Below are 18,445 nucleotides of genomic sequence, written 5' to 3' on the forward strand. Positions count from 1 at the left end.
AGCGGTCAGCGGCTGTGGACGCGGGGCTCTCGCACCCGTTCTGTGGACGGCTCGTGGGCCGGCGTGGTCGCCGGCCGGTCAGGGCCGGTCACAGCCGGCCGGGGCCGGTCAGGGCAGGGCAGGGCAGGTCAGGGCAGGTCGCAGTCCAGGGCGTCGACCGGCACGTTCTCCACCCGGTTGACCGCGGTCTCCACCACCACCCCGTCGTTCGGCACCGGGAGCAGCCCCAGGTCGAGGCTCTGCAGCCGGACGGTCACCGTCACCAGCGCCCCGCGCTCGAGCGTGGCCGGACCACCGGTGGTGCTCTCGTAGACCCACGTCACCGTCGGGTCCCCCGGCCCGGTGTCCACCCCGGCGACGCGCGCCACCGCCTCGGTGCGGGTGCAGCCGGGGTCGGTGCCGACCACCAGCCGGCGGGCCGCCTCCCGCGCGGTCGCGGCAGCCGTCTCCATCGCCCAGAACTGGTAGCCGTACTGGATGATCCCGAACACCAGCGCCAGCACGAGCGGCACGACCAGGGCGAACTCGACGACCACCGACCCCCGCTCGTCGCGCCGCCTCACTGGACCAGCCTGACGATGCGCGGCCCGACCCCCAGGTACTCCGACTCCGGGCCGGCGTAGTCGGCCGGCACGGCCGGGAGCGCGTCGGGGCTGATGGTCATGAACCGGACGGCGCTCAGCTTGCCGGAGGAGTCCATCAGCAGGCCCTGACGGTCGCTGAGGCCCGGCTGCAGCAACGCCGTCATCGACGCGTCGACCAGCCCCAGCGCACCGAGCAGGCCGCCGCTGAGCAGCGAGAGCCCCGCCTCGTCGAGCAGCGGGAGCGTGCCGTCCAGGGCCGTGGACTGGGTGATGAAGATGGGGCGGAACGTCAGCACCGGGTAGTCCCCCGCCTGCACCGCGGACGTCGCCCCGGCGGTGGAGATCACGGCGACCCACATGAAGCGGTGCGAGCCGTAGATGCTGCGGTCGAGGTTGCTGGTGGGCGTCACGACGGGCACGCCCGTCTGCAGGTAGCTGTCGACGTTGAAGAACGTCGCGGAGGTGAGCAGCGAGGTGTTCTCGACGTAGTCGGTGAACCGGTCGTCGTTGACCGTCCGCCCGTTGAGGGCGAACTGCCGGTCGGGTCGGCACGGCCGCGCGGTGGTGCAGGTCAGCCGGCCGTTGGCGCCGATCATGCCCTCGGTGAAGCCGGCCTCGTAGGCGTTGCTCATGTTGGTGACCACGCAGGACGGCACCGACGGGGGCTGCACGCCGTTCGTGTCCTTCACCGACCCCGGGCCGCACTCGGTCAGGTTCACCAGGGAGCGCAGGCTGTCGAGGGTGGTCCCCGCGGAGAGCAGGCCGGGGTACTGCGCGATCAGGTGGTCGATGCCCTCCTGCAGGTTGAGGGTGAAGTTCACGTTGGCCTGCGTGCCCGCCCGGGGGCTCTTGAGCAGCCGTCCGCACGAGGTGGTGCCCGAGGTCACCAGCGGGTCGACCTCGATCGTGGAGGTGTCGGAGGAGTACACCCGGGTGGCGCCGGCCGCCCCCGTCGTCTCGACGGCGACCTTGATCTGCCACTCCCCCGTGATCGCCTGCGCGCCCGGCGGCAGCTGGACGGCGACGTAGCCGAGCCGGCGGGGGTTCCTCCCGGCGTCGAGGGTCAGGGTGCCGGCCGCCTCGAACTGTCGACGCAGCAGATCACCGCCCTGGGCGAAGATCACCACGTAGCGCTGGTTCGCCGCGAGCTCCGGCCACCTGCTGCCGCTGACCTGGATGGTCGGTGGCGTGCCGAGCAGCTGCTGGGTCACCCGGCCCGGCACGACACCGTTCATCTGCGGGTCGGCCTGGTAGGCCAGCGTGGTGGGCCAGGTGGTGGTGACCGACGTGGAGCCCCCGCCCTGGTGGGTCGTCGAGATGTAGCCGAACGGCAGGGCCGCACCGCCGAGGAGGGTGCTCCCCGTGTTCAGCAGGCAGTCGAGCGAGAGCGCCATGGGTGACAGCAGCCCGGGCGAGGTCACCTTGGCCGCGGCCTGCTTCTGCTGGGTCGAGCCGTCGAACCCCGCCGCACGGCCGAAGCCGAAGTCGATCCGCGCCCGGGGGGTGAGCACCTTGACCTGGTTGCGCAGCGGGAAGGTGACCTGGCCGGTGCTCAGCAGGCTGGCGGCGTACGCGTTCAACGTCGCCGACTCGGGGTCGGTGGGGCACGCCGGGATGGTGGCGTCGAGCTGGCGCTGGCCCCCCACCTCGTGGCAGGCGACGTAGTAGGCGACCGCCTTGGCGACCGTGGTCCGCTGCGCCGCGGAGTCGGCGGGGAGGAACTGGGCGGCGTACGTCGCCGCGCGGTCGGCCTGCACCTGCAGCTGGCCGCGCACGGCCCAGGTCTTGCCGATGTCGACCGCGAGGCCCGCCACCACGAGCAGCGCGAGGCTGACGATGGCGGTCATCACGGCGATCGCGCCGTGCTCGTCGGGCGACCGACGCGAGCGGCCAGGGCGGTGGGGCCGGCGCAGCCGGTCCGGGACGACGTTCACCGGCACACCGCGTCGGTGATGGTGACGTCGGTGAGGCGCTGGGTGAAGTCGGTGACCAGCGCGCCGCCCGAGGGCAGGGGCAGCAGCGACGACAGCCCGGTCACCGCAGCCGACTCGATGTGGATCGCCACCGTCACCCCGACGTCGGGCAGGACCTCGACGACGGTCACGGTGACCTCCTCGAGGCCGACCAGCTCGGTGTCGCGGGTGAGGTCGGCCACGACCCCGACCACGGTGCCGGCCACCGCGTCCTTCAGGCCCTGGCAGCTGTAGGAGCCGGCGACGCCGCCGGTCGGGACGGCGGGCGAGATCGTGTCGACCTTCTGGGCGCGCCAGAAGTACTCGCCCCACTGGATCACGCCCAGCGCGAGCGGCACGAGCAGGAACGAGATGACGAGCGCGGCCTCGACGGCTGCCGCGCCGCGCTGCGTGCGGCGGCGGATCCCACCCATCGCTGCGTCCTCCCGCCGTGTCGGTCCCGGCGTGGGGTGACGACGTGGCCGGTCGACCACGGGTCACGCCGGGGGGCACCGGCCTCGCCGACGCCTCACGCGCACGCTACGAGCTCCCGCCCCTCGGCGAGGACGCACGCGGACCGGGTGGCCCGAACGGGCTACTTCTCGGGGAGATCCATGTCCGAAGGGTTGAGCTCCTCGACGTTCACGTCCTTGAAGGTCAGCACCTTGACGTTCTTGGCGAAGCGGGCCGGGCGGTACATGTCCCACACCCAGGCGTCGCTCATGGAGACCTCGAAGAACACGTCGCCGGCCTCGGTGCGGGCCTTCACGTCGACCTGGTTGCACAGGTAGAAGCGGCGGTCGGTCTCGACGACGTACTTGAAGATGCCGACGACGTCGCGGTACTCGCGGTACATCGTGAGCTCCATCTCGGCCTCGTACTTCTCGAGATCCTCGGCGCTCATGCACTCTCCTGGTGTGGGCGGGGCCTGGTCGTGGGGGGCCTGGTCGTGGCGTCCTGGTCGTGGCGGGCCTGGTGGTGGGGCCGGGCCCGGGAACGAGCCGCAGGGGTGGGCTCCGGGCGCCTGCTGCCTGGCATCGTAGAGGGGTGAGCGACACCCGCGACGCCGTTCCTCCCGGCGTGATCCGGGCACAGGGCCCGCCCCTGCCGGGCCGGTCGGTGATGAACCAGTGGTGGCGCGACCTGACCTTCGTGCACTGGCGGGTCGACCCCGCACGGGTGGCGCCGCTGCTGCCGTCGGGCGTGCGGCCCGACGTGCACGACGGCAGCGCCTGGGTGGGGCTGATCCCGTTCCGCATGGTCGACGCCGGGTTCGGGCCGCGCAGCACGGCGCCGTGGTTCGGCTCGTTCCTCGAGACCAACGTGCGCCTCTACTCCACCGACGACCGCGGACGCCGCGGCGTGGTGTTCTGCTCGCTGGAGGCCCAGCGGCTGGCCGTGGTGCTGGGCGCCAACGCCTCCTTCGGCGTGCCCTACCGGTGGGCGCGGATGCGGGCCACCCCCGCCTCGCTGCCGCCGGACCCGACCGGGCGCCAGATGCGCTACGAGAGCGTACGGCGCGCCCCGGGGCGCCCGCGCAGCCTGGTGGAGGTCGAGGTGGGCGACCCGGTCGCCGAGCCGGGCGCGCTCGAGCTCTTCCTCACCGCCCGCTTCGGGCTGCACACCCGCGTCGCCGGGCGCACCTGGTGGGTGCCGAACACCCACGGGCCGTGGCCGCTGCGCCGGGCCCGGGTCACCGCGCTCGACGACGAGCTGGTGACCGCGGCCGGGCTGCCCGGAGTGGCCGGCACGCCGCCCGACTCCGTGCTGTTCTCCTCGGGCGTGCGCACCGAGTTCGGGCTCCCCCAGCCGCTCTGAGCCAGCCCCTCTGAGCCAGCCGCGCTGAGCCGCCGCGGTGAGCCGGCCGGGCCGGCTGCCAAGTGCGGCTCAGCCGGTCTCGGCGCCGCTGCCCGGCGGCGGCTCGAGGCCCGCGGCGCGGCGTACGTTGACGAACCGCATGCGGTGCACCGGCGAGGGCCCGTGGGCGGTGAGCGCCGCGGTGTGGGTGTCGGTGATGTAGCCCTTGTGGGTGGCGAAGTCGTAGACGGGCCACTCGTCGTGCAGGTCGGTCATGATGCGGTCGCGGGTCACCTTGGCCAGCACCGAGGCCGCGGCGATGCAGGCCGCCACCCGGTCGCCCTTCCACACCGCGAGACCGGGCGCCCCGAGCCCGTCGACGGGGAAGCCGTCGGTGAGCACGTAGTCGGGGGCGGTGTCGAGCAGCGCGACCGCGCGACGCAGCGCCTCGATGTTGGCGACGTGCATGCCGAGGCGGTCGCACTCCTCGTGGGAGACCACCACGACCGACCACGCCAGGGCGCGGCGCACCACCTGCTCGTAGCAGCGCTCGCGGGCGCGCTCGGTGAGCAGCTTGGAGTCGGCGAGGCCCGGCACCACCCCCGCCCGGCCGGCGGGCAGGATGCAGGCGCCCGCCACCAGCGGGCCGGCGCAGGCGCCGCGACCGGCCTCGTCGACACCGGCGACGGTCTCGATGCCGTGGCGGCGCAGGGCGCGCTCGTAGCCGTAGAGGCCGGCGTCGCGGCGCACCGTCGCGCCACGGGGCAGCAGGCTCATCGCGACCTACCGGGGGTCGGGCACGTCCGCGAACACGGCGGGACGATCGGGGGTGCCGGCGTTGCCCAGCGGCCAGATGACGGCGAGGACCTTGCCGACGACGTCGTCCACCGGCACGAACTCGTCGCCGGGCACGCAGGCGGTGTCGCCCTCCGCGCACATCTGGAAGCTGGAGTCCGCGGAGTGGCCGCGGTTGTCGCCCATGACGAACAGGGTGCCCTCGGGCACCGGACCGGCCTCCCAGTCGCAGTCGCCCAGCATCGGGCCGCGGCACTTGATGTTCTTCTCGTCGAGCACGAAGGAGTCCTCGTCGAGCGGCGTGCCGTTGACGCTGATCCGGCCCTGGGCGTCGCAGCAGGTGACGACGTCGCCCGCGACGCCGATGACGCGCTTCACGAGGTGGCCGCCCTCGGGGTAGAGCCCGATGCCGGCCATCGCCCGGGTCAGCACGTTGCCGGGCTCGCGGACCTCCTCGTCGCCGAGCCAGCCGCCCGGGTCCTCGAACACCACGACGTCGCCGCGCTCGGGGCCCGCGTCGCCCCAGTAGGAGACCTTCTGCACCACGATGCGGTCGTCCTCGACCAGGCCCGGCTCCATCGACTCCGAGGGGATGTAGAAGGCCTGCAGCAGGTAGGACTTCACCAGCACCGCCAGCACGACGGCCAGCACGAGCAGCACCAGCGTCTCGACGCCGAACGGGAGCTCGCGCCCCCGCTGACGCCACGACCGCGACGCCGCGGCCGGCGCCGGGGGCTCGTCCGTGGAGGTCGAGCCGCCGGTGGCGCCAGTGGCGGGGTCGCGGTCGTGGGGTGTCACGCGCGTGAGTCTAGAAAGCGTGGGTCGCCGCCGGAGCGGAACGACTCAGACCTCGCGACGCTCCTTGATCTTGGCCTTCTTGCCGCGCAGGTTGCGCAGGTAGTACAGCTTCGCGCGACGCACGTCGCCGCGGGTCACGATCTCGATCTGCTCGAAGATCGGGGAGTTCAGCGGGAAGGTGCGCTCGACGCCGACGCCGAACGACACCTTGCGCACCGTGAAGGTGCGGCCGATGCCGGAGCCCTGGACGCGGATGACCACGCCTTGGAAGATCTGGACGCGGGCGCGGTTGCCCTCGACGACCTTCACGTGGACCTTGATGGTGTCACCGGCGCGGAAGGCCGGGACGTCGTCACGCTTGAGCGCGTTGCCGAGCTCGGCGATCACGTTGGTCATGGTGTTCTCCTCGCGGGTGCCACAGGTCAGCCGCGGTGCTGGAAGGTGGTGCCTTCATCGGGTGCGGCGCAGCAGGTGTGGCCGGCGGCGTCGTGCTCCCCCTGTGGCAGGTGCCTGACGCAGACCCCCCTGCCGGCGGCTGCGAGCAGCGCCTCGGGGTGGTCCTGATTTGGCCGGCTGGCCGGTCGCCGATTCTGCCACAGCGCGCGCGGTGGTCGTGAATCAGCCACGGCGACGCTTGGTGAGCACCGCCGGCCCCGACGGGCCGTCGAGCACCTCGCGCACCGAGAACCCGGCCTTCTTGTACATCCGCAGGTTGGCGGTGCTGCGCGCCCCCGTCAGCAGCCGGTACGACGTGGCCGCCGGCGGGGCGACGCGCTGGGCGTGCTCGAGCAGCAGCCGCCCGAGCCCGCGACCGCGCAGGTCGGGGGCCACCATGAGCCGCCCGACGTCCCAGGCGGTGCCGTCGAGGCGCCCGCGCACCGACCCGACCAGGCGCCCGGCCGAGCGCACGACGTAGGTGTCCCACGAGGCGATGGAGGCGACGACGTCGTCGAGGTCCTCGTGCAGCGGGGGGATGGTCAGGTCGTCGTTGACCACCGCCTCGCGCACCCAGCAGGCCAGCTGGAGGGTCAGCACCTCCGCGGCGTCGGCGCGGGTGGCGCGCTCGACCACCCACTCCCCCACCACGGCGCTGGGGTGGAGCAGGTCCGGGCGGCGCTGCGCCGTGCGGGCGACCGCCTGCTCGTGGCGCCAGGCCGCGACGGCGCCGTGGTCGCCGCTGAGCAGCACCGGCGGCACGTCGAGGCCGCGCCAGGAGGCCGGCTTGGTGTAGACGGGGTACTCCAGCAGGCCGTCCTCGTGCGACTCCTCCACCAGCGAGGCGGCGTTGCCCATGAAGCCCGGCAGCAGGCGCACCACCGCCTCGGTGACGGCCAGCGCAGCCACCTCGCCGCCGTTGAGCACGTAGTCGCCGATCGACACCTCCCGCACCTCGCCGCGGGTGGCGGCGTGGTCGACGACCCGCTGGTCGATGCCCTCGTAGCGCCCGCAGGCGAAGACCAGGTGGGGCCGGGTGGCCAGCTCGCGGGCCAGGGCCTGGGTCAGCGGCTCGCCCGAGGGGGTCGGCACCACCACGGTGGCCTCGGGCGGTGCCACCTCGTCGAGCGCCTCGCCCCACGGCTCGGGCTTCATCACCATGCCGGCGCCGCCGCCGTACGGCGTGTCGTCGACGGTGCGGTGGCGGTCGTGGGTCCAGCGGCGCAGGTCGTGCACGTGCAGCTCGAGCAGGCCCTTCTCGACCGCCCGGCCCGGCAGCGAGAGCGACAGCGGCGCGAGGTAGTCGGGGAAGATCGTCAGGTAGTCGAGCCGCACGCGCTCACGCGTCCTCGGGCAGCGGGGTCACCAGGCCGGGACGGTCGGCCACGACGACGCGGCGCGCGTCGAGGTCGACCTGCGGCACCAGCGCCTTGACGAACGGCACCAGCGCCTCGCGCCCACCCGGGGTGCGCACGGTCAGCAGGTCCTGGGCGCCACCGTGCACGAGCGCGGAGACCGTGCCGAGGTGGGCGCCGTCGAGGTCGTGGACGTCGAGGCCGACCAGCTGGTGGTCGTAGTACTCGTCGGGGTCGTCGGGCACCGCGTCGGCCGGCACCGAGGCGTGCAGCACGAGCCCGCGCGCCGCCTCGGCCGCCGTGCGGTCGCCGAGCTCGGCGAACGTCACCAGCAGCACGCCCTGGTGCCACCGGGTGCGCTCGACGGTGAGCGCGCGGTGCGCGGACACCGCGTCGCGCGGGGGCTCCGCGCGCAGCACCGCGCCGTCGGCGTAGCGCCGCTCCGGCTCGTCGGTGCGCACGTCGATGGTCACCTCGCCGCGCAGGCCGTGGGGCTTGCCGACGCGCCCCACGACCAGCTCGAGGGTGCCGTCGGGGGTGCCGTCGGGCATGCGGGGCGGGGTGGGGGCCACGGTGGTCCTTCCAGGGAGCGGGGGAAATGCCGGACGGGTGCCGCCCCGCAGGGCGACACCCGTCCGAAGCGGCCGGTGGGCGCAGGCTCAGCGGCGGCGGTCGACGTCCACGAAGTCGACCCGCGCGCCCTCGCGACCGGCGAGGCCGGCCACGACGGTGCGGAACGCCGACGCGGTGCGTCCGCCGCGGCCGATGACCTTGCCGAGGTCGTCGGGGTGCACCCGGACCTCGAGGGTCGAGCCACGACGCAGCTGCTTGTCGCGGACCGAGACGTCGTCGGGGTTGTCGACGACGCCGCGGACGAGGTGCTCGAGCGCCTCGGCCAGCACGACGCTCAGGCCTCGGTCTTCGGGGCCTCGGCGTCGACCGCCGCGGTCTCGGCGGTCTCGGCCTGCTCGGTCGCGACCTCGGGGGTCTCGTCGGCAGGGACCTCGGCCGGGGTCTCGGCAGCGGCCTCGGCCGGCTTCTCAGCAGGCTTCTCGGCGGCGGCCGGCTCGGCCTTCTTCGAGGTCTTCTTGGTCGTCGCGTCGGACGAGCCGCTGCGCTGGGCGTCGGCGAGGGCCTCGTTGAAGATGTCGAGCTTGGCGCGCTTGGCCTCGGCGGTGCGCAGGGTGCCCTCGGTGCCGGGGAGACCGTGGTGGGTCTGCCAGTCACCGGTGATCTTGAGGATGGCCTCGACGGCCTCGGTCGGCTGCGCGCCGACACCCAGCCAGTACTGCGCCCGGTCGGAGACGACGTCGATGTAGGACGGCTCCTCCTTGGGGTGGTACTTGCCGATCTCCTCGATCACTCGACCGTCGCGCTTCTTGCGCGAGTCGACGACGACGATGCGGTACTGCGGCACCCGGATCTTGCCCAGGCGCTTCAAGCGGATCTTGACGGCCACGTCTGTGGTGTCTCCTCGTTTATCGGGGTGGGTGAGGACCCGCGCACCAGGTGGGGAAACACCGGGGTGGGCACCTCGAGGGCACTGCGCGACCAGTGAGAGGGGCCGGACGCGCAGGACTCGACCGGTAATGATGCCAGAGAGCGGCGGGCAGGCTAAATCGCCCGGTGGGCACGCCCTGGGCGCCGCGTGCCTCAGGCCACGACCCGCCCGCGCAGCACCACGCGCGACGGCCCCCAGAGCACGGAGGGGTCGAGCAGCGGGTCGCGGTCGAGCACCAGGAAGTCGGCCGGCGCGCCCTCCTCGAGCCCGGCGGGGTGGCCCAGCCAGGCGCGGGCGCGCCAGGAGGCCGCGGCCACCACGTCCGCCGGCGGCAGGCCCAGGTCGACCATCGCCATGACCTCGCCGGCCAGGTGGCCGTGCCGCTCGGCTCCCCCGCCGTCGCTGCCGACGTACAGCTCGACCCCGGCCTCGTGGGCCGCCAGCAGGGTCGCCCGCCGGTGGGCGAACAGGTCCTCCATGGTCGCGGCGTACGCCGGGAACCGCTCGCGCCCGGCGTCGGCGAACTCGGGGAACTTCGCGGTCTGCATCACCGTCGGCACCAGCGCCACGCCCTGGGCGACCATCCGGTCGAGATGGTCGGTGGTGAGGCCGGTGCCGTGCTCGAGGCAGTCGATGCCGGCGTCGAGCAGGCCGTCGAGGACCTCGCGGCCGAAGCAGTGGGCGGTGACCCGGGCGCCCTCGGCGTGGGCGGCGGCGATCGCCGCGGCGAAGTCGTCGGCGTCGAAGGAGGGCGCGAGGTCGCCGGCGTCGCGGGAGATCCAGTCGCCGACCAGCTTGACCCAGCCGTCGCCGGCGCGGGCCTCCCCGGCCACGGTGGCGACGAGGTCGGCCGGCTCGACCTCGTGGGCGTAGTGGCGGATGTAGCGGCGGGTGCGCGCGACGTGGCGTCCGGCGCGCACCAGGCGGGGCAGGTCGTCGCGCCCGTGCACCCACCGGGTGTCGGCGGGCGAGCCGCAGTCGCGCAGCAGCAGGGCGCCGGCGTCGCGGTCGGCGAGGGCCTGACGCTCGACCTCGGCCTCGTCGACGGCACCGTGGTCCTCCATACCGAGGTGGTTGTGCGCGTCGACGAGCCCGGGCAGCAGCCACCCCGAGGCCACGGTCTCCGCGCCCCGCTGCGGCTCGTAGGTGACCTTGCCGTCGACGACGTGGAGGTCGCGCACCTCGCCGTCGGGCAGCACGGGCCCGTGGAAGCGCTGGACGGGGGCGGGGGCGGGGGCGGCACCGGGGACGGCCATGCCCCGGACGCTACCGCGCGTCCGGGGCACAGCCGTGGTGCAACGGTGGGTGCTCAGCGGCGGGTGGTCAGCCCGTGGCCGAACGCGTACAGCGGGTCGTAGTCCTCGTCGCCGACGTTGATCGGCTCCTGGGCCACGCTGCGCGGCCAGGTGACGGGCAGGGTGCCGGTGAAGGCCCGCTCGCCGTAGAGCACGTCGGCCACGCCGGCCCCCTCGCTGCCGGGCAGCCACGACGCCACGACGGCGTCGGTGGAGCGCAGCAGCGCGGGCGGCAGGACCAGCGGGCGCCCGGAGACGACCAGCACGGTGCAGCTCCTTGCCGCGGCGCAGACGGTGCGCACCGCCTCACGGTCGGCGTCGTTGAGCTCCATGGTCTGCTCGGGGCGCAGCACGCCCGCGTCGCCCGGGTCGTAGCCCCACTCGGGGCCACCCACGTCGCCGAAGCCCTCGGCGTACGGCGTCTCGCCGACCACCACGATGCCGTGGGCCCGCTTCGGCACCCGCGTCTCGGCGGTCTCGCTGTACGTCACCCGGCCGTCGCTGGCCTCCTGGATCCCGTCGAGGACCGTGTCGCCGGGCAGGACGTTGGTGGAGCCGCCCTGCCAGGTGAGCGTCCAGCCGCCGGCCTGGTTGCCGATGTTGTCGGCGTTGCTGCCCGCGACGTAGACGTCGCCGGCCGGGGCCAGCGGCAGGGTCTGGCGGCGGTTGCGCAGCAGCACCTGCGACTTGGCGACCGCGCGCCGGGCGACGGCCCGGTGCGCCGGGCTGCCGACGGTGTCGATGAGCGAGCGGTCGGTCATCGGGTCCTCGAACAGGCCGAGCTCGAACTTCGCGGTGAGGATGCGGGCCACGGCGTCGTCGAGACGGGCCCGGGTGACCCGGCCCTCCTCGACGGCGGTCGCCAGCGTGGCCGTGAACTCGCGGAAGCCGGTCGCGCTGCCGGAGTAGGGCTCCATGAACATGTCGACACCCGCGTTGACCGACGTCACGACCTGGGTGGCGTAGTCGCCCGGGATCTGGCGGATGGCCTGCCAGTCTGAGATCACGAAGCCGTCGAAGCCGAGCTCGCGCTTGAGGTAGCCGGTGACGAGCTCCTTGCTGGCGTGCATCTTCACCGGGTCGCCGAGCCCGTCGTCGGTCCAGTCGACGCTGGAGAACGACGGCATGACCGAGCCGACGTCGTGCCTGCGCACCGTGGCGGGGTACGGCGCCAGGGCCAGCTCGGCGAACTCCTCGCGGGAGACCCGGCTGATGCCCTGGTCGAGGGTGTAGTCGCCCTCACCGGTGTCCCAGTCGGTGAGGCCGTCGCCGGCGAAGTGCTTGGCGGTGGCCAGCACCCGGTCGGGCTCGTCGAGCTCGCCGGGCCGGCCCTGCAGGCCGTCGATGGCGGTGGCCATCGACGTCACCAGGGCGGGGTCCTCGCCGAAGGACTCGTAGGTGCGGCCCCAGCGATCGTCGCGCACGACGCAGACGCAGGGCGCGAAGTTCCACTGCGGACCCGAGGCACGGGTCTCGATGGCGGTGAGGTGGCCGATGCGGCGCACCAGGGCGGGGTCACGGGTGGCCCCGAGCCCGATGTTGTGGGGGAACACGGTGGCGCCGAGCAGGTTGCCGTGGCCGTGCACGGCGTCGACGCCGTAGAGGAGCGGGATGCCGAGGCGGGTGCCGAGGGCGGCCTCCTGGTAGCGGTCGACCATGTCGGCCCAGGCCTCGGGCGTGTTGGTCGCCGGCACCGACCCGCCGCCCGACAGCACGCTGCCGAGGCCGTAGGTGGCGATCAGCGAGGGGTCGGCGTCGATGTCGGCACGCTCGGCCTGGGTCATCTGGCCGACCTTCTCGGCCAGCGTCATCCGGTCGATCAGGTCGGCCACGCGCTCGGAGGTGGGCAGCGAGGCGTCCTGGTAGGGCAGCACCTCGTCGGCCCGGGCCAGGGCGCCGACCGCGGGGGCGGCTGCGGCCGGGGCGGAGGACCCGGGAGGGGCGAGCAGGGTGACGCCGAGGGCGCCCACGGCCAAGGCGGTGAGCCCGGTCGCGACCGAGCGGCGGCGCCGTCGGGTGGGGGTGGGTCGGAGGGACATGGGGGCTCCTTGCCCGATCAAGGGCCGGGCGCGGGGGCGTCCGGACGCGCGGTGCGCGTCCCGTCAACGTAGGAACCGCGTTTTGCCACGGTCAATGCGTAAACATCCCGTTAACCGGACTTTTTCGTCCGACTTCCGGACGAACGCCCCTAGAGTCGGAGCATGACCTCGCCGGCACCCCCGGGCACCCAGGGCTCCCACGGCTCCCTGGAACGGCTGCGGGCGGCCAACGCCCGCGTCGTCACCGGCCTGCTCGCCGCCGAGGGGCCGCTGAGCCGGGCCGACCTCACCCGCGCCTCCGGACTGTCGCGCAGCACCGTCTCGAGCCTGGTGGCCGCCCTGGTCGCCTCCGGCCACGTGGTCGAGGCCCCGGCACGGGGCCGCCCCCACAAGGGCGGCAGCGGCCGGCCGCCCACCCTGCTCGAGCTCAGCACGCCCAGCGGCGGCGTGGCCGGCGTCGACGTCGGGCACGCCCACGTGCGGGTGGCGGTGGCCGACCGCACCGGTGCCGTGCTCGGCGAGCGGCTCACCCCGGCCGACGTCGACCTCGACGGGGCGCAGGTGCTCGACGAGGTGGCCGACATGCTGCGCGCGCTGCTGCGCGAGCTGGGCCTGGGCCGCGACCACGTGCAGGCCGTGGGGCTGTGCGTGCCGGCGCCGCTCGACCGCCGCTCCGCCCGCATCAGCACCGGCATCATGCCCGGCTGGCACGGGCTGGCGCCCGGCCAGGAGCTCGAGCGACGGCTCGGGGTGGCGGTGCACGCCGACAACGACGCGAACCTCGGCGCCCTCGCCGAGCGCGCCCGCGGCGCGGCCCGCGACAGCCCCGACACCGTCTACGTCAAGCTCGCCAGCGGGGTGGGGGCCGGCATCGTGCTCGGCGGCCGGCTGCACCGCGGCGCCACCGGCATCGCCGGCGAGATCGGCCACGTGCAGGTCGGCGAGGACGGTCGTGTCTGCCGCTGCGGCAACCGCGGCTGCCTGGAGACCCTGGTGGCCGCGCCCCGCCTGCTCGACCTGCTGCGACCGGCGTACGACGAGCCGCTCACCACCGGCCGGCTGCGCGAGCTCGACCTCGCCGGCGACCCCGGCGTACGTCGGGTGCTCAGCGACGCCGGGCGCACCGTCGGGCGCGCCCTGGCCGACCTGTGCAACAGCCTGAACCCCGGCGCGGTGGTGCTCGGCGGGTCGCTCGGCACCTGCCCGTCGCTGGTGCAGGGCATCCGCGACGCCCTCGACCGCTACACCCAGCCCGACGCCGCCGCGGCGGTGCAGGTGCGCTCCGGCGAGCTCGGCGACCGCGCGGAGGTGCTGGGCGCCGTCGCCCTCGCGCTCAGCCGCGTCGCCGCCGGCTGAGCGGCACCGGGGGGTGCTCCCGCTCAGCCGAGCTGGTCGAGCAGCCACGACGGGCTCATCGCCCGCGCACCGAGGCCCTCGCAGCGCCCGCGCAGCACGTGGTCGGCGCTGATCAGCACCACCTGGTCGCCGCGCTCGCGGGCCACCCGGGTCTGCTCGATGATCGTGGTGTCGCCGTCGCGGGGCGCGTGGACGGTCTGCACGTGGCCGTCGCGTCCCGCCTTGACCCCGCCCTTGGCCCCGCCCTCCAGCACCAGCACGATCGCGTCGTACGTCGTGTCGGCCACCAGCAGCCGCTCGTGGAGGCGCCGGGCCGCCCCGGCGCGGTCCTTCCACCAGCCGTCGGGACGCGAGCCCACGACGTTGGCGCCGTCGACGACCAGCACGGTGGTCACCGGCTCGCCGCCGCGCTCGCCCGCGTCGCTCGGTGCTCCGCGCTCGCCGGCTCGACCGCTCCACGCAGCTGGGTCTCGACCCGCCCGTCGCGGCTCGACCCGGCCGCCCGACGCCGCGCCCTCGCGAGCTCGACCGCTCCACGCAACTGGGTCTCGACCCGCCCGTCGCGGCGCCTCGCAGGCTCGGCGCCGCGGGGCTTGCTCGACCTGGCCGCCTGGCGCCCCGTGCTCGCGGGCTCGCACGGCGCTGGGCGGCTCACTTCAAGAACTTGGAGAAGTCCTGGGGCAGGTCGAGGGCGGCGGCGGCCTGCTCGTAGTCGACCTCGTCGGGGGTCGCGAACGGGTTGACCGCGGCCGACTTCTCCTTGGCGGCCGCCGCCTCCTGCGCGGCCTTGGCGGGGTTGCCGGAGCGCTTGGCGCCCTTGCCCTTCTTCGGCTGGGCCTTGGCCTTGCCGCGCTTGGGCCCGCCCACCCCCGCCATGCCGGGCATCCCGGGCATGCCCGGCATCCCGCCGCCGCGGGCCATCTGCTCCATCATCTTGCGCGCCTCGAAGAACCGGTCGACGAGCTGGTTGACGTCGGAGACCTGACGTCCCGAGCCCTTGGCGATGCGGGCGCGGCGCGAGCCGTCGATCATCTTGGGGTTGTCGCGCTCGGCGGGCGTCATCGAGCGGATGACGGCCTCGATGCGGTCGATCTCCCGCTCGTCGAAGTTCTCCAGCTGCTCGCGGAACTGGCCCATGCCCGGGAGCATGCCCATGATCTTCGACATCGAGCCGAGCTTGCGCACCTGCTGCATCTGCTGCAGGAAGTCGTCGAGGGTGAACTGCCCGCCGCGCCCCGAGAGCTTCTCGGCGGCCTTCATCGCCTGCTCGGCGTCGAAGGTCTTCTCCGCCTGCTCGATGAGCGTCATCACGTCGCCCATGTCGAGGATGCGCGAGGCCATGCGGTCGGGGTGGAACAGGTCGAAGTCGGTGAGCTTCTCGCCGTTCGAGGCGAACATGACCGGCTTGCCGGTGATCGAGGCGATCGACAGCGCCGCACCGCCGCGGGCGTCGCCGTCGAGCTTGGTCAGCACCACGCCGTCGTAGCCGACGCCCTGGAGGAACGCCTGGGCGGTGACCACGGCGTCCTGGCCGATCATCGCGTCGACGACGAAGAGCACCTCGTCGGGGCGCACCGCGTCACGGATGTCGGCGGCCTGCTGCATCAGCTCGGCGTCGACGCCGAGACGTCCAGCGGTGTCGACGATGACCACGTCGTGGAGCTTGCGGCGCGCCTCCTCGATCGAGGCGCGGGCCACGCCGACGGGGTCGCCGACGCCGTTGCCGGGCTCGGGGGCGAAGACCGGGACGCCGACGCGCTCACCGTTGACCTGCAGCTGCTTGACGGCGTTGGGCCGCTGCAGGTCGCAGGCCGCGAGCATCGGGGTCTTGCCCTGCTCCTTCAGCCACAGCGCGAGCTTGGCCGCCAGCGTCGTCTTCCCGGCGCCCTGGAGGCCCGCCAGCATGATGACCGTCGGGCCGCTCTTGGCGTAGCGCAGCCGGCGGGTCTCCCCGCCGAGGATCGTCACGAGCTCCTCGTTGACGATCTTGACGATCTGCTGCGCGGGGTTCAGCGCACCGCTGACCTCCTCGCTGCGGGCGCGGTCCTTGACCGCGGCGACGAACTCCTTCACCACCGGCAGCGCGACGTCGGCCTCGAGCAGCGCGATGCGGATCTCGCGCGCGGTGGCGTCGATGTCGGCCTCGGAGAGCCGGCCCTTGCCCCGCAGGTTCTTGAAGGTGTCGGCGAGGCGGTCGGAGAGTGTGGCGAACAAGGAGGTCCTCGGCTGTCGAACGGGCGTGCAGTCGGCGTCGAGCCTAACCCGCGCCTCCCGACAGGGTCGCCCTGACCGCGTGGGCGGCCTCGGCGGCGCGGGTGTCGGCCAGCCGACCGGCCCCGGCCTCCTGCAGGTAGAAGACGTCGACGGCCTGCGGGCCGAGGGTGTCGACGTGGGCCGAGCGCACGGCGACGTCGAGGCGGGCCAGCGCCGAGCACACCAGGTGCACCACGCCGGGCCGGTCGGCGGTGCGCACCTCGAGCACGGTCGCGGACGCCGACGCGTCGGCGCGCACCTCGACGGTCGGTGCCAGGGTCGCCGAGGCGGGCGGGCGCAGGCGCGCGGCGGGGTCGACGCGGCCCTCGACGATCGCCTCGTACTTCTCCAGCAGCACCGCCCCGCTCAGGCCCGACTCGCCGACCTCCCACACCGCGACGCCGTAGGACTCCTGGGCCCACGCGCGCGCGGCACGCACCGGGAGGCGCTGCAGCGCGAGCACAGCCGCGAAGTCGGCGAGCAGCCCGACCCGGTCGGGGGCCACCACGACCACCCGCGACCCGCCCGGCACCTCCTCGACCACCACCGAAACCCCGCCGCGACGCACCTCGTCGGGGATCTCGACGTCGTCGGTCTCGACCACGGGGAGGCTGCGCCCGGTGTCGAGCGCCGTGCGGACGCGCCGGGCGAGGTCGCGCACGAGCCCGGCGCGCCACGTCGACCAGGCCGGCGCCGAGGCGGCCTTGGCGTCGGCCTCGGTGAGGGCGGTGAGCAGGTCGAGCGCCTCCACCGACGTCACCCGGCTGGCGACCCGGTCGACGGTGGCGGGGTCGTCGGGGTCGCGGGTGGTGGCGGTCTCGGCCAGCAGCAGGTGCCAGCGCACCAGCGTCGCGACGAGGTCGACGACGTCGGGGGCGAAGCCCATGCGGGTGGCGATGCGCCGCGCCAGCGGCTCGCCGGCCACGCTGTGCTCGGTCAGGCTCCCCTTGCCGATGTCGTGCAGGAGCGCGGCCACCATCAGGACGTCGGGTCGCGCCACGGTGCGGATCAGCGCCGAGGCCTCGATGCAGGTCTCCACGACGTGGCGGTCGACGGTGAAGCGGTGGATGGCCGAGGCGTGGGGCAGCAGCCGGATGCGCTCCCACTCGGGGAGCAGCCGGCCCAGCGCCCCCGTCTCCTCGAGGGTCTCCCACACCGGCAGCAGCCCGCGCCCCGCGGCCAGCAGCCGCACCAGCTGTTGGCGGGCCTCGGCCGGCCACGGGTCGGGCAGCGGCGGGCACTCCCGCGCCAGGCGCGCGGCCGTGGGCGGGGCGAGCACGACGTCGAGCTCGGCGGCGGCCGCCGCCGCGCGCAGCAGCAGCACGGGGTCGTCGGCCGGGCGGGCCCGCGCGTCGAGCACCACCTCGCGCCCGGACAGCGCGACGCCCGGCCCGATCGGGGTCAGCACCGGACGCCGTGGGCGCGCGGCCACCGGCCGGGCCAGCACGTCGTCGACGCGGCGCCAGGTCAGGCGCGACAGGTGGGTCAGCCGGCGCCCGATCTCGCGCACGTGCACCTGCGCGTCGCGGGCGTCGGGCAGGTCGAGGCCGGTGGCGAGGTCGCTCCACATCTCGGGGGCGACCCGGTCGGTGGAGCGCCCGGCGACGTCCTGCACCAGGTCGCGCACGTCGAGCAGCGACTGCCGGCCCTGCTCGAGCGCGACGTGCGGCACGTCGACCAGCCAGGTGGCGACGAGCGCCTTGAGCACCGTGGCGTCGCGCAGGCCGCCCTCGGCCTCCTTGAGGTCGGGCACCGAGAGGTGCGCGAGCTCCCCGACCCGCTCGTGGCGGGCACGCACCAGGTCGTGGAGGGCGGGCAGGCGCTCCCGCGCGCGCCGGCGCCAGTGCGCCAGCATCGTGGTGCGCAGGCGCAGCGTCAGGTTGGGGTCTCCGGCGAGGTGGCGGATGTCGACCAGGCCGAGCGCCACGCGCAGGTCGGCGTCGGCCGCGGCGAGCATCTGCGAGAGCGTGCGCACCGAGTGGTCGATGGTGGTCCCGGAGTCCCACAGCGGGTACCAGACGCGGTGGGCCACCTCACCGGGGTCGACCCCGTCGTCGGAGACCAGCACGACGTCGAGGTCGGAGTGGGGCGCGAGCTCGCCGCGGCCGTAGCCGCCCACGGCCACCAGCGCCGTACCGACCTCTCCCCCGCCGGCGGCGGCGTACGCGCCCGTGCACAGCTCGTCGGCCTGCGCGGTGCGGCGCGCGCGGTCCTCGGCGCTCACCGGCGACCGCCAGGTGCAGTGGCGCCCGGGAGGACGGGCAGGTGGACGGGCAGGGGTGCTG

18 protein-coding genes are annotated in these 18,445 nt (G+C 74.4%); 2 read left to right on the forward strand and 16 right to left on the reverse strand.

The window, feature by feature from the left end:
* Window positions 1–128: 128 nt before the first annotated feature.
* The 4 genes from AC4OR8_RS12205 to AC4OR8_RS12220 form a co-directional block, all read right to left on the reverse strand.
* Entirely contained in the window at window positions 129–563 is a 435-nt protein-coding gene (locus AC4OR8_RS12205) for a TadE/TadG family type IV pilus assembly protein (RefSeq protein WP_492165830.1), read from the reverse strand.
* Window positions 560–2,518, reverse strand: a complete 1,959-nt coding sequence (locus tag AC4OR8_RS12210) for a TadE/TadG family type IV pilus assembly protein (protein ID WP_492165831.1) — start codon at window positions 2,516–2,518, stop codon at window positions 560–562. Before AC4OR8_RS12210 ends, AC4OR8_RS12205 begins: the two co-directional genes overlap by 4 nt.
* Entirely contained in the window at window positions 2,515–2,970 is a 456-nt protein-coding gene (locus AC4OR8_RS12215) for a TadE/TadG family type IV pilus assembly protein (protein ID WP_492165832.1), read from the reverse strand. Before AC4OR8_RS12215 ends, AC4OR8_RS12210 begins: the two co-directional genes overlap by 4 nt.
* 161 nt (window positions 2,971–3,131) lie before the next feature.
* Window positions 3,132–3,440 (reverse strand): DUF2469 domain-containing protein, encoded by a 309-nt coding sequence (locus AC4OR8_RS12220; RefSeq protein WP_492165833.1) that lies wholly within the window; start codon window positions 3,438–3,440, stop codon window positions 3,132–3,134.
* Between the two features lie 143 nt (window positions 3,441–3,583).
* On the opposite strand from AC4OR8_RS12220, the gene AC4OR8_RS12225 reads away from it, so the two are divergent.
* Window positions 3,584–4,354 carry a YqjF family protein gene (locus AC4OR8_RS12225; protein WP_492165834.1) on the forward strand — a complete coding sequence of 257 codons (771 nt, stop codon included), beginning with the start codon at window positions 3,584–3,586 and terminating at the stop codon, window positions 4,352–4,354.
* A 69-nt stretch (window positions 4,355–4,423) separates the two neighbouring features.
* On the opposite strand, the gene AC4OR8_RS12230 is transcribed toward AC4OR8_RS12225, so the two are convergent.
* The 9 genes from AC4OR8_RS12230 to AC4OR8_RS12270 form a co-directional block, all read right to left on the reverse strand.
* On the reverse strand, window positions 4,424–5,110 hold the full coding sequence (locus AC4OR8_RS12230; RefSeq protein ID WP_492165835.1) for a ribonuclease HII: 687 nt from the start codon (window positions 5,108–5,110) through the stop codon (window positions 4,424–4,426).
* 6 nt (window positions 5,111–5,116) lie between these two features.
* A complete protein-coding gene (lepB, locus tag AC4OR8_RS12235) occupies window positions 5,117–5,926 on the reverse strand; it encodes a signal peptidase I (RefSeq protein WP_492165836.1) in 810 nt (269 codons plus the stop codon).
* Window positions 5,927–5,971: 45 nt separating this feature from the next.
* A complete protein-coding gene (gene rplS / locus AC4OR8_RS12240) occupies window positions 5,972–6,322 on the reverse strand; it encodes a 50S ribosomal protein L19 (RefSeq protein WP_492165837.1) in 351 nt (116 codons plus the stop codon).
* A gap of 222 nt (window positions 6,323–6,544) precedes the next feature.
* Window positions 6,545–7,696: a tRNA (guanosine(37)-N1)-methyltransferase TrmD gene (gene trmD / locus AC4OR8_RS12245; RefSeq protein WP_492165838.1), complete on the reverse strand. Its 1,152-nt coding sequence runs from the start codon at window positions 7,694–7,696 to the stop codon at window positions 6,545–6,547.
* Window positions 7,697–7,700: 4 nt separating this feature from the next.
* Window positions 7,701–8,267 carry a ribosome maturation factor RimM gene (rimM, locus tag AC4OR8_RS12250; RefSeq protein WP_492166419.1) on the reverse strand — a complete coding sequence of 189 codons (567 nt, stop codon included), beginning with the start codon at window positions 8,265–8,267 and terminating at the stop codon, window positions 7,701–7,703.
* Between the two features lie 108 nt (window positions 8,268–8,375).
* Window positions 8,376–8,618 (reverse strand): RNA-binding protein, encoded by a 243-nt coding sequence (locus AC4OR8_RS12255; protein ID WP_492165839.1) that lies wholly within the window; start codon window positions 8,616–8,618, stop codon window positions 8,376–8,378.
* Between the two features lie 5 nt (window positions 8,619–8,623).
* Entirely contained in the window at window positions 8,624–9,175 is a 552-nt protein-coding gene (gene rpsP / locus AC4OR8_RS12260) for a 30S ribosomal protein S16 (RefSeq protein ID WP_492165840.1), read from the reverse strand.
* Between the two features lie 194 nt (window positions 9,176–9,369).
* On the reverse strand, window positions 9,370–10,473 hold the full coding sequence (locus AC4OR8_RS12265; RefSeq protein ID WP_492165841.1) for an amidohydrolase family protein: 1,104 nt from the start codon (window positions 10,471–10,473) through the stop codon (window positions 9,370–9,372).
* 53 nt (window positions 10,474–10,526) lie between these two features.
* Window positions 10,527–12,551, reverse strand: coding sequence for a glycoside hydrolase family 3 protein (locus AC4OR8_RS12270; protein ID WP_492165842.1), 2,025 nt, complete (start codon window positions 12,549–12,551; stop codon window positions 10,527–10,529).
* 162 nt (window positions 12,552–12,713) lie between these two features.
* On the opposite strand from AC4OR8_RS12270, the gene AC4OR8_RS12275 reads away from it, so the two are divergent.
* Window positions 12,714–13,907: an ROK family transcriptional regulator gene (locus tag AC4OR8_RS12275; protein WP_492165843.1), complete on the forward strand. Its 1,194-nt coding sequence runs from the start codon at window positions 12,714–12,716 to the stop codon at window positions 13,905–13,907.
* Window positions 13,908–13,930: 23 nt separating this feature from the next.
* On the opposite strand, the gene AC4OR8_RS12280 is transcribed toward AC4OR8_RS12275, so the two are convergent.
* The 3 genes from AC4OR8_RS12280 to AC4OR8_RS12290 all read right to left on the reverse strand — a co-directional run bounded on the left by AC4OR8_RS12280 (window position 13,931) and on the right by AC4OR8_RS12290 (window position 18,384).
* Window positions 13,931–14,302, reverse strand: coding sequence for a hypothetical protein (locus AC4OR8_RS12280; RefSeq protein ID WP_492165844.1), 372 nt, complete (start codon window positions 14,300–14,302; stop codon window positions 13,931–13,933).
* A 256-nt stretch (window positions 14,303–14,558) separates the two neighbouring features.
* Complete coding sequence (ffh, locus tag AC4OR8_RS12285) at window positions 14,559–16,121, reverse strand: signal recognition particle protein (protein ID WP_492165845.1); 1,563 nt, start codon at window positions 16,119–16,121, stop codon at window positions 14,559–14,561.
* 43 nt (window positions 16,122–16,164) lie between these two features.
* A complete protein-coding gene (locus AC4OR8_RS12290) occupies window positions 16,165–18,384 on the reverse strand; it encodes a [protein-PII] uridylyltransferase (protein ID WP_492165846.1) in 2,220 nt (739 codons plus the stop codon).
* Between the last annotated feature and the right edge of the window lie 61 nt (window positions 18,385–18,445).

It is taken from the genome of Nocardioides sp. FY1077 (assembly GCF_058681775.1).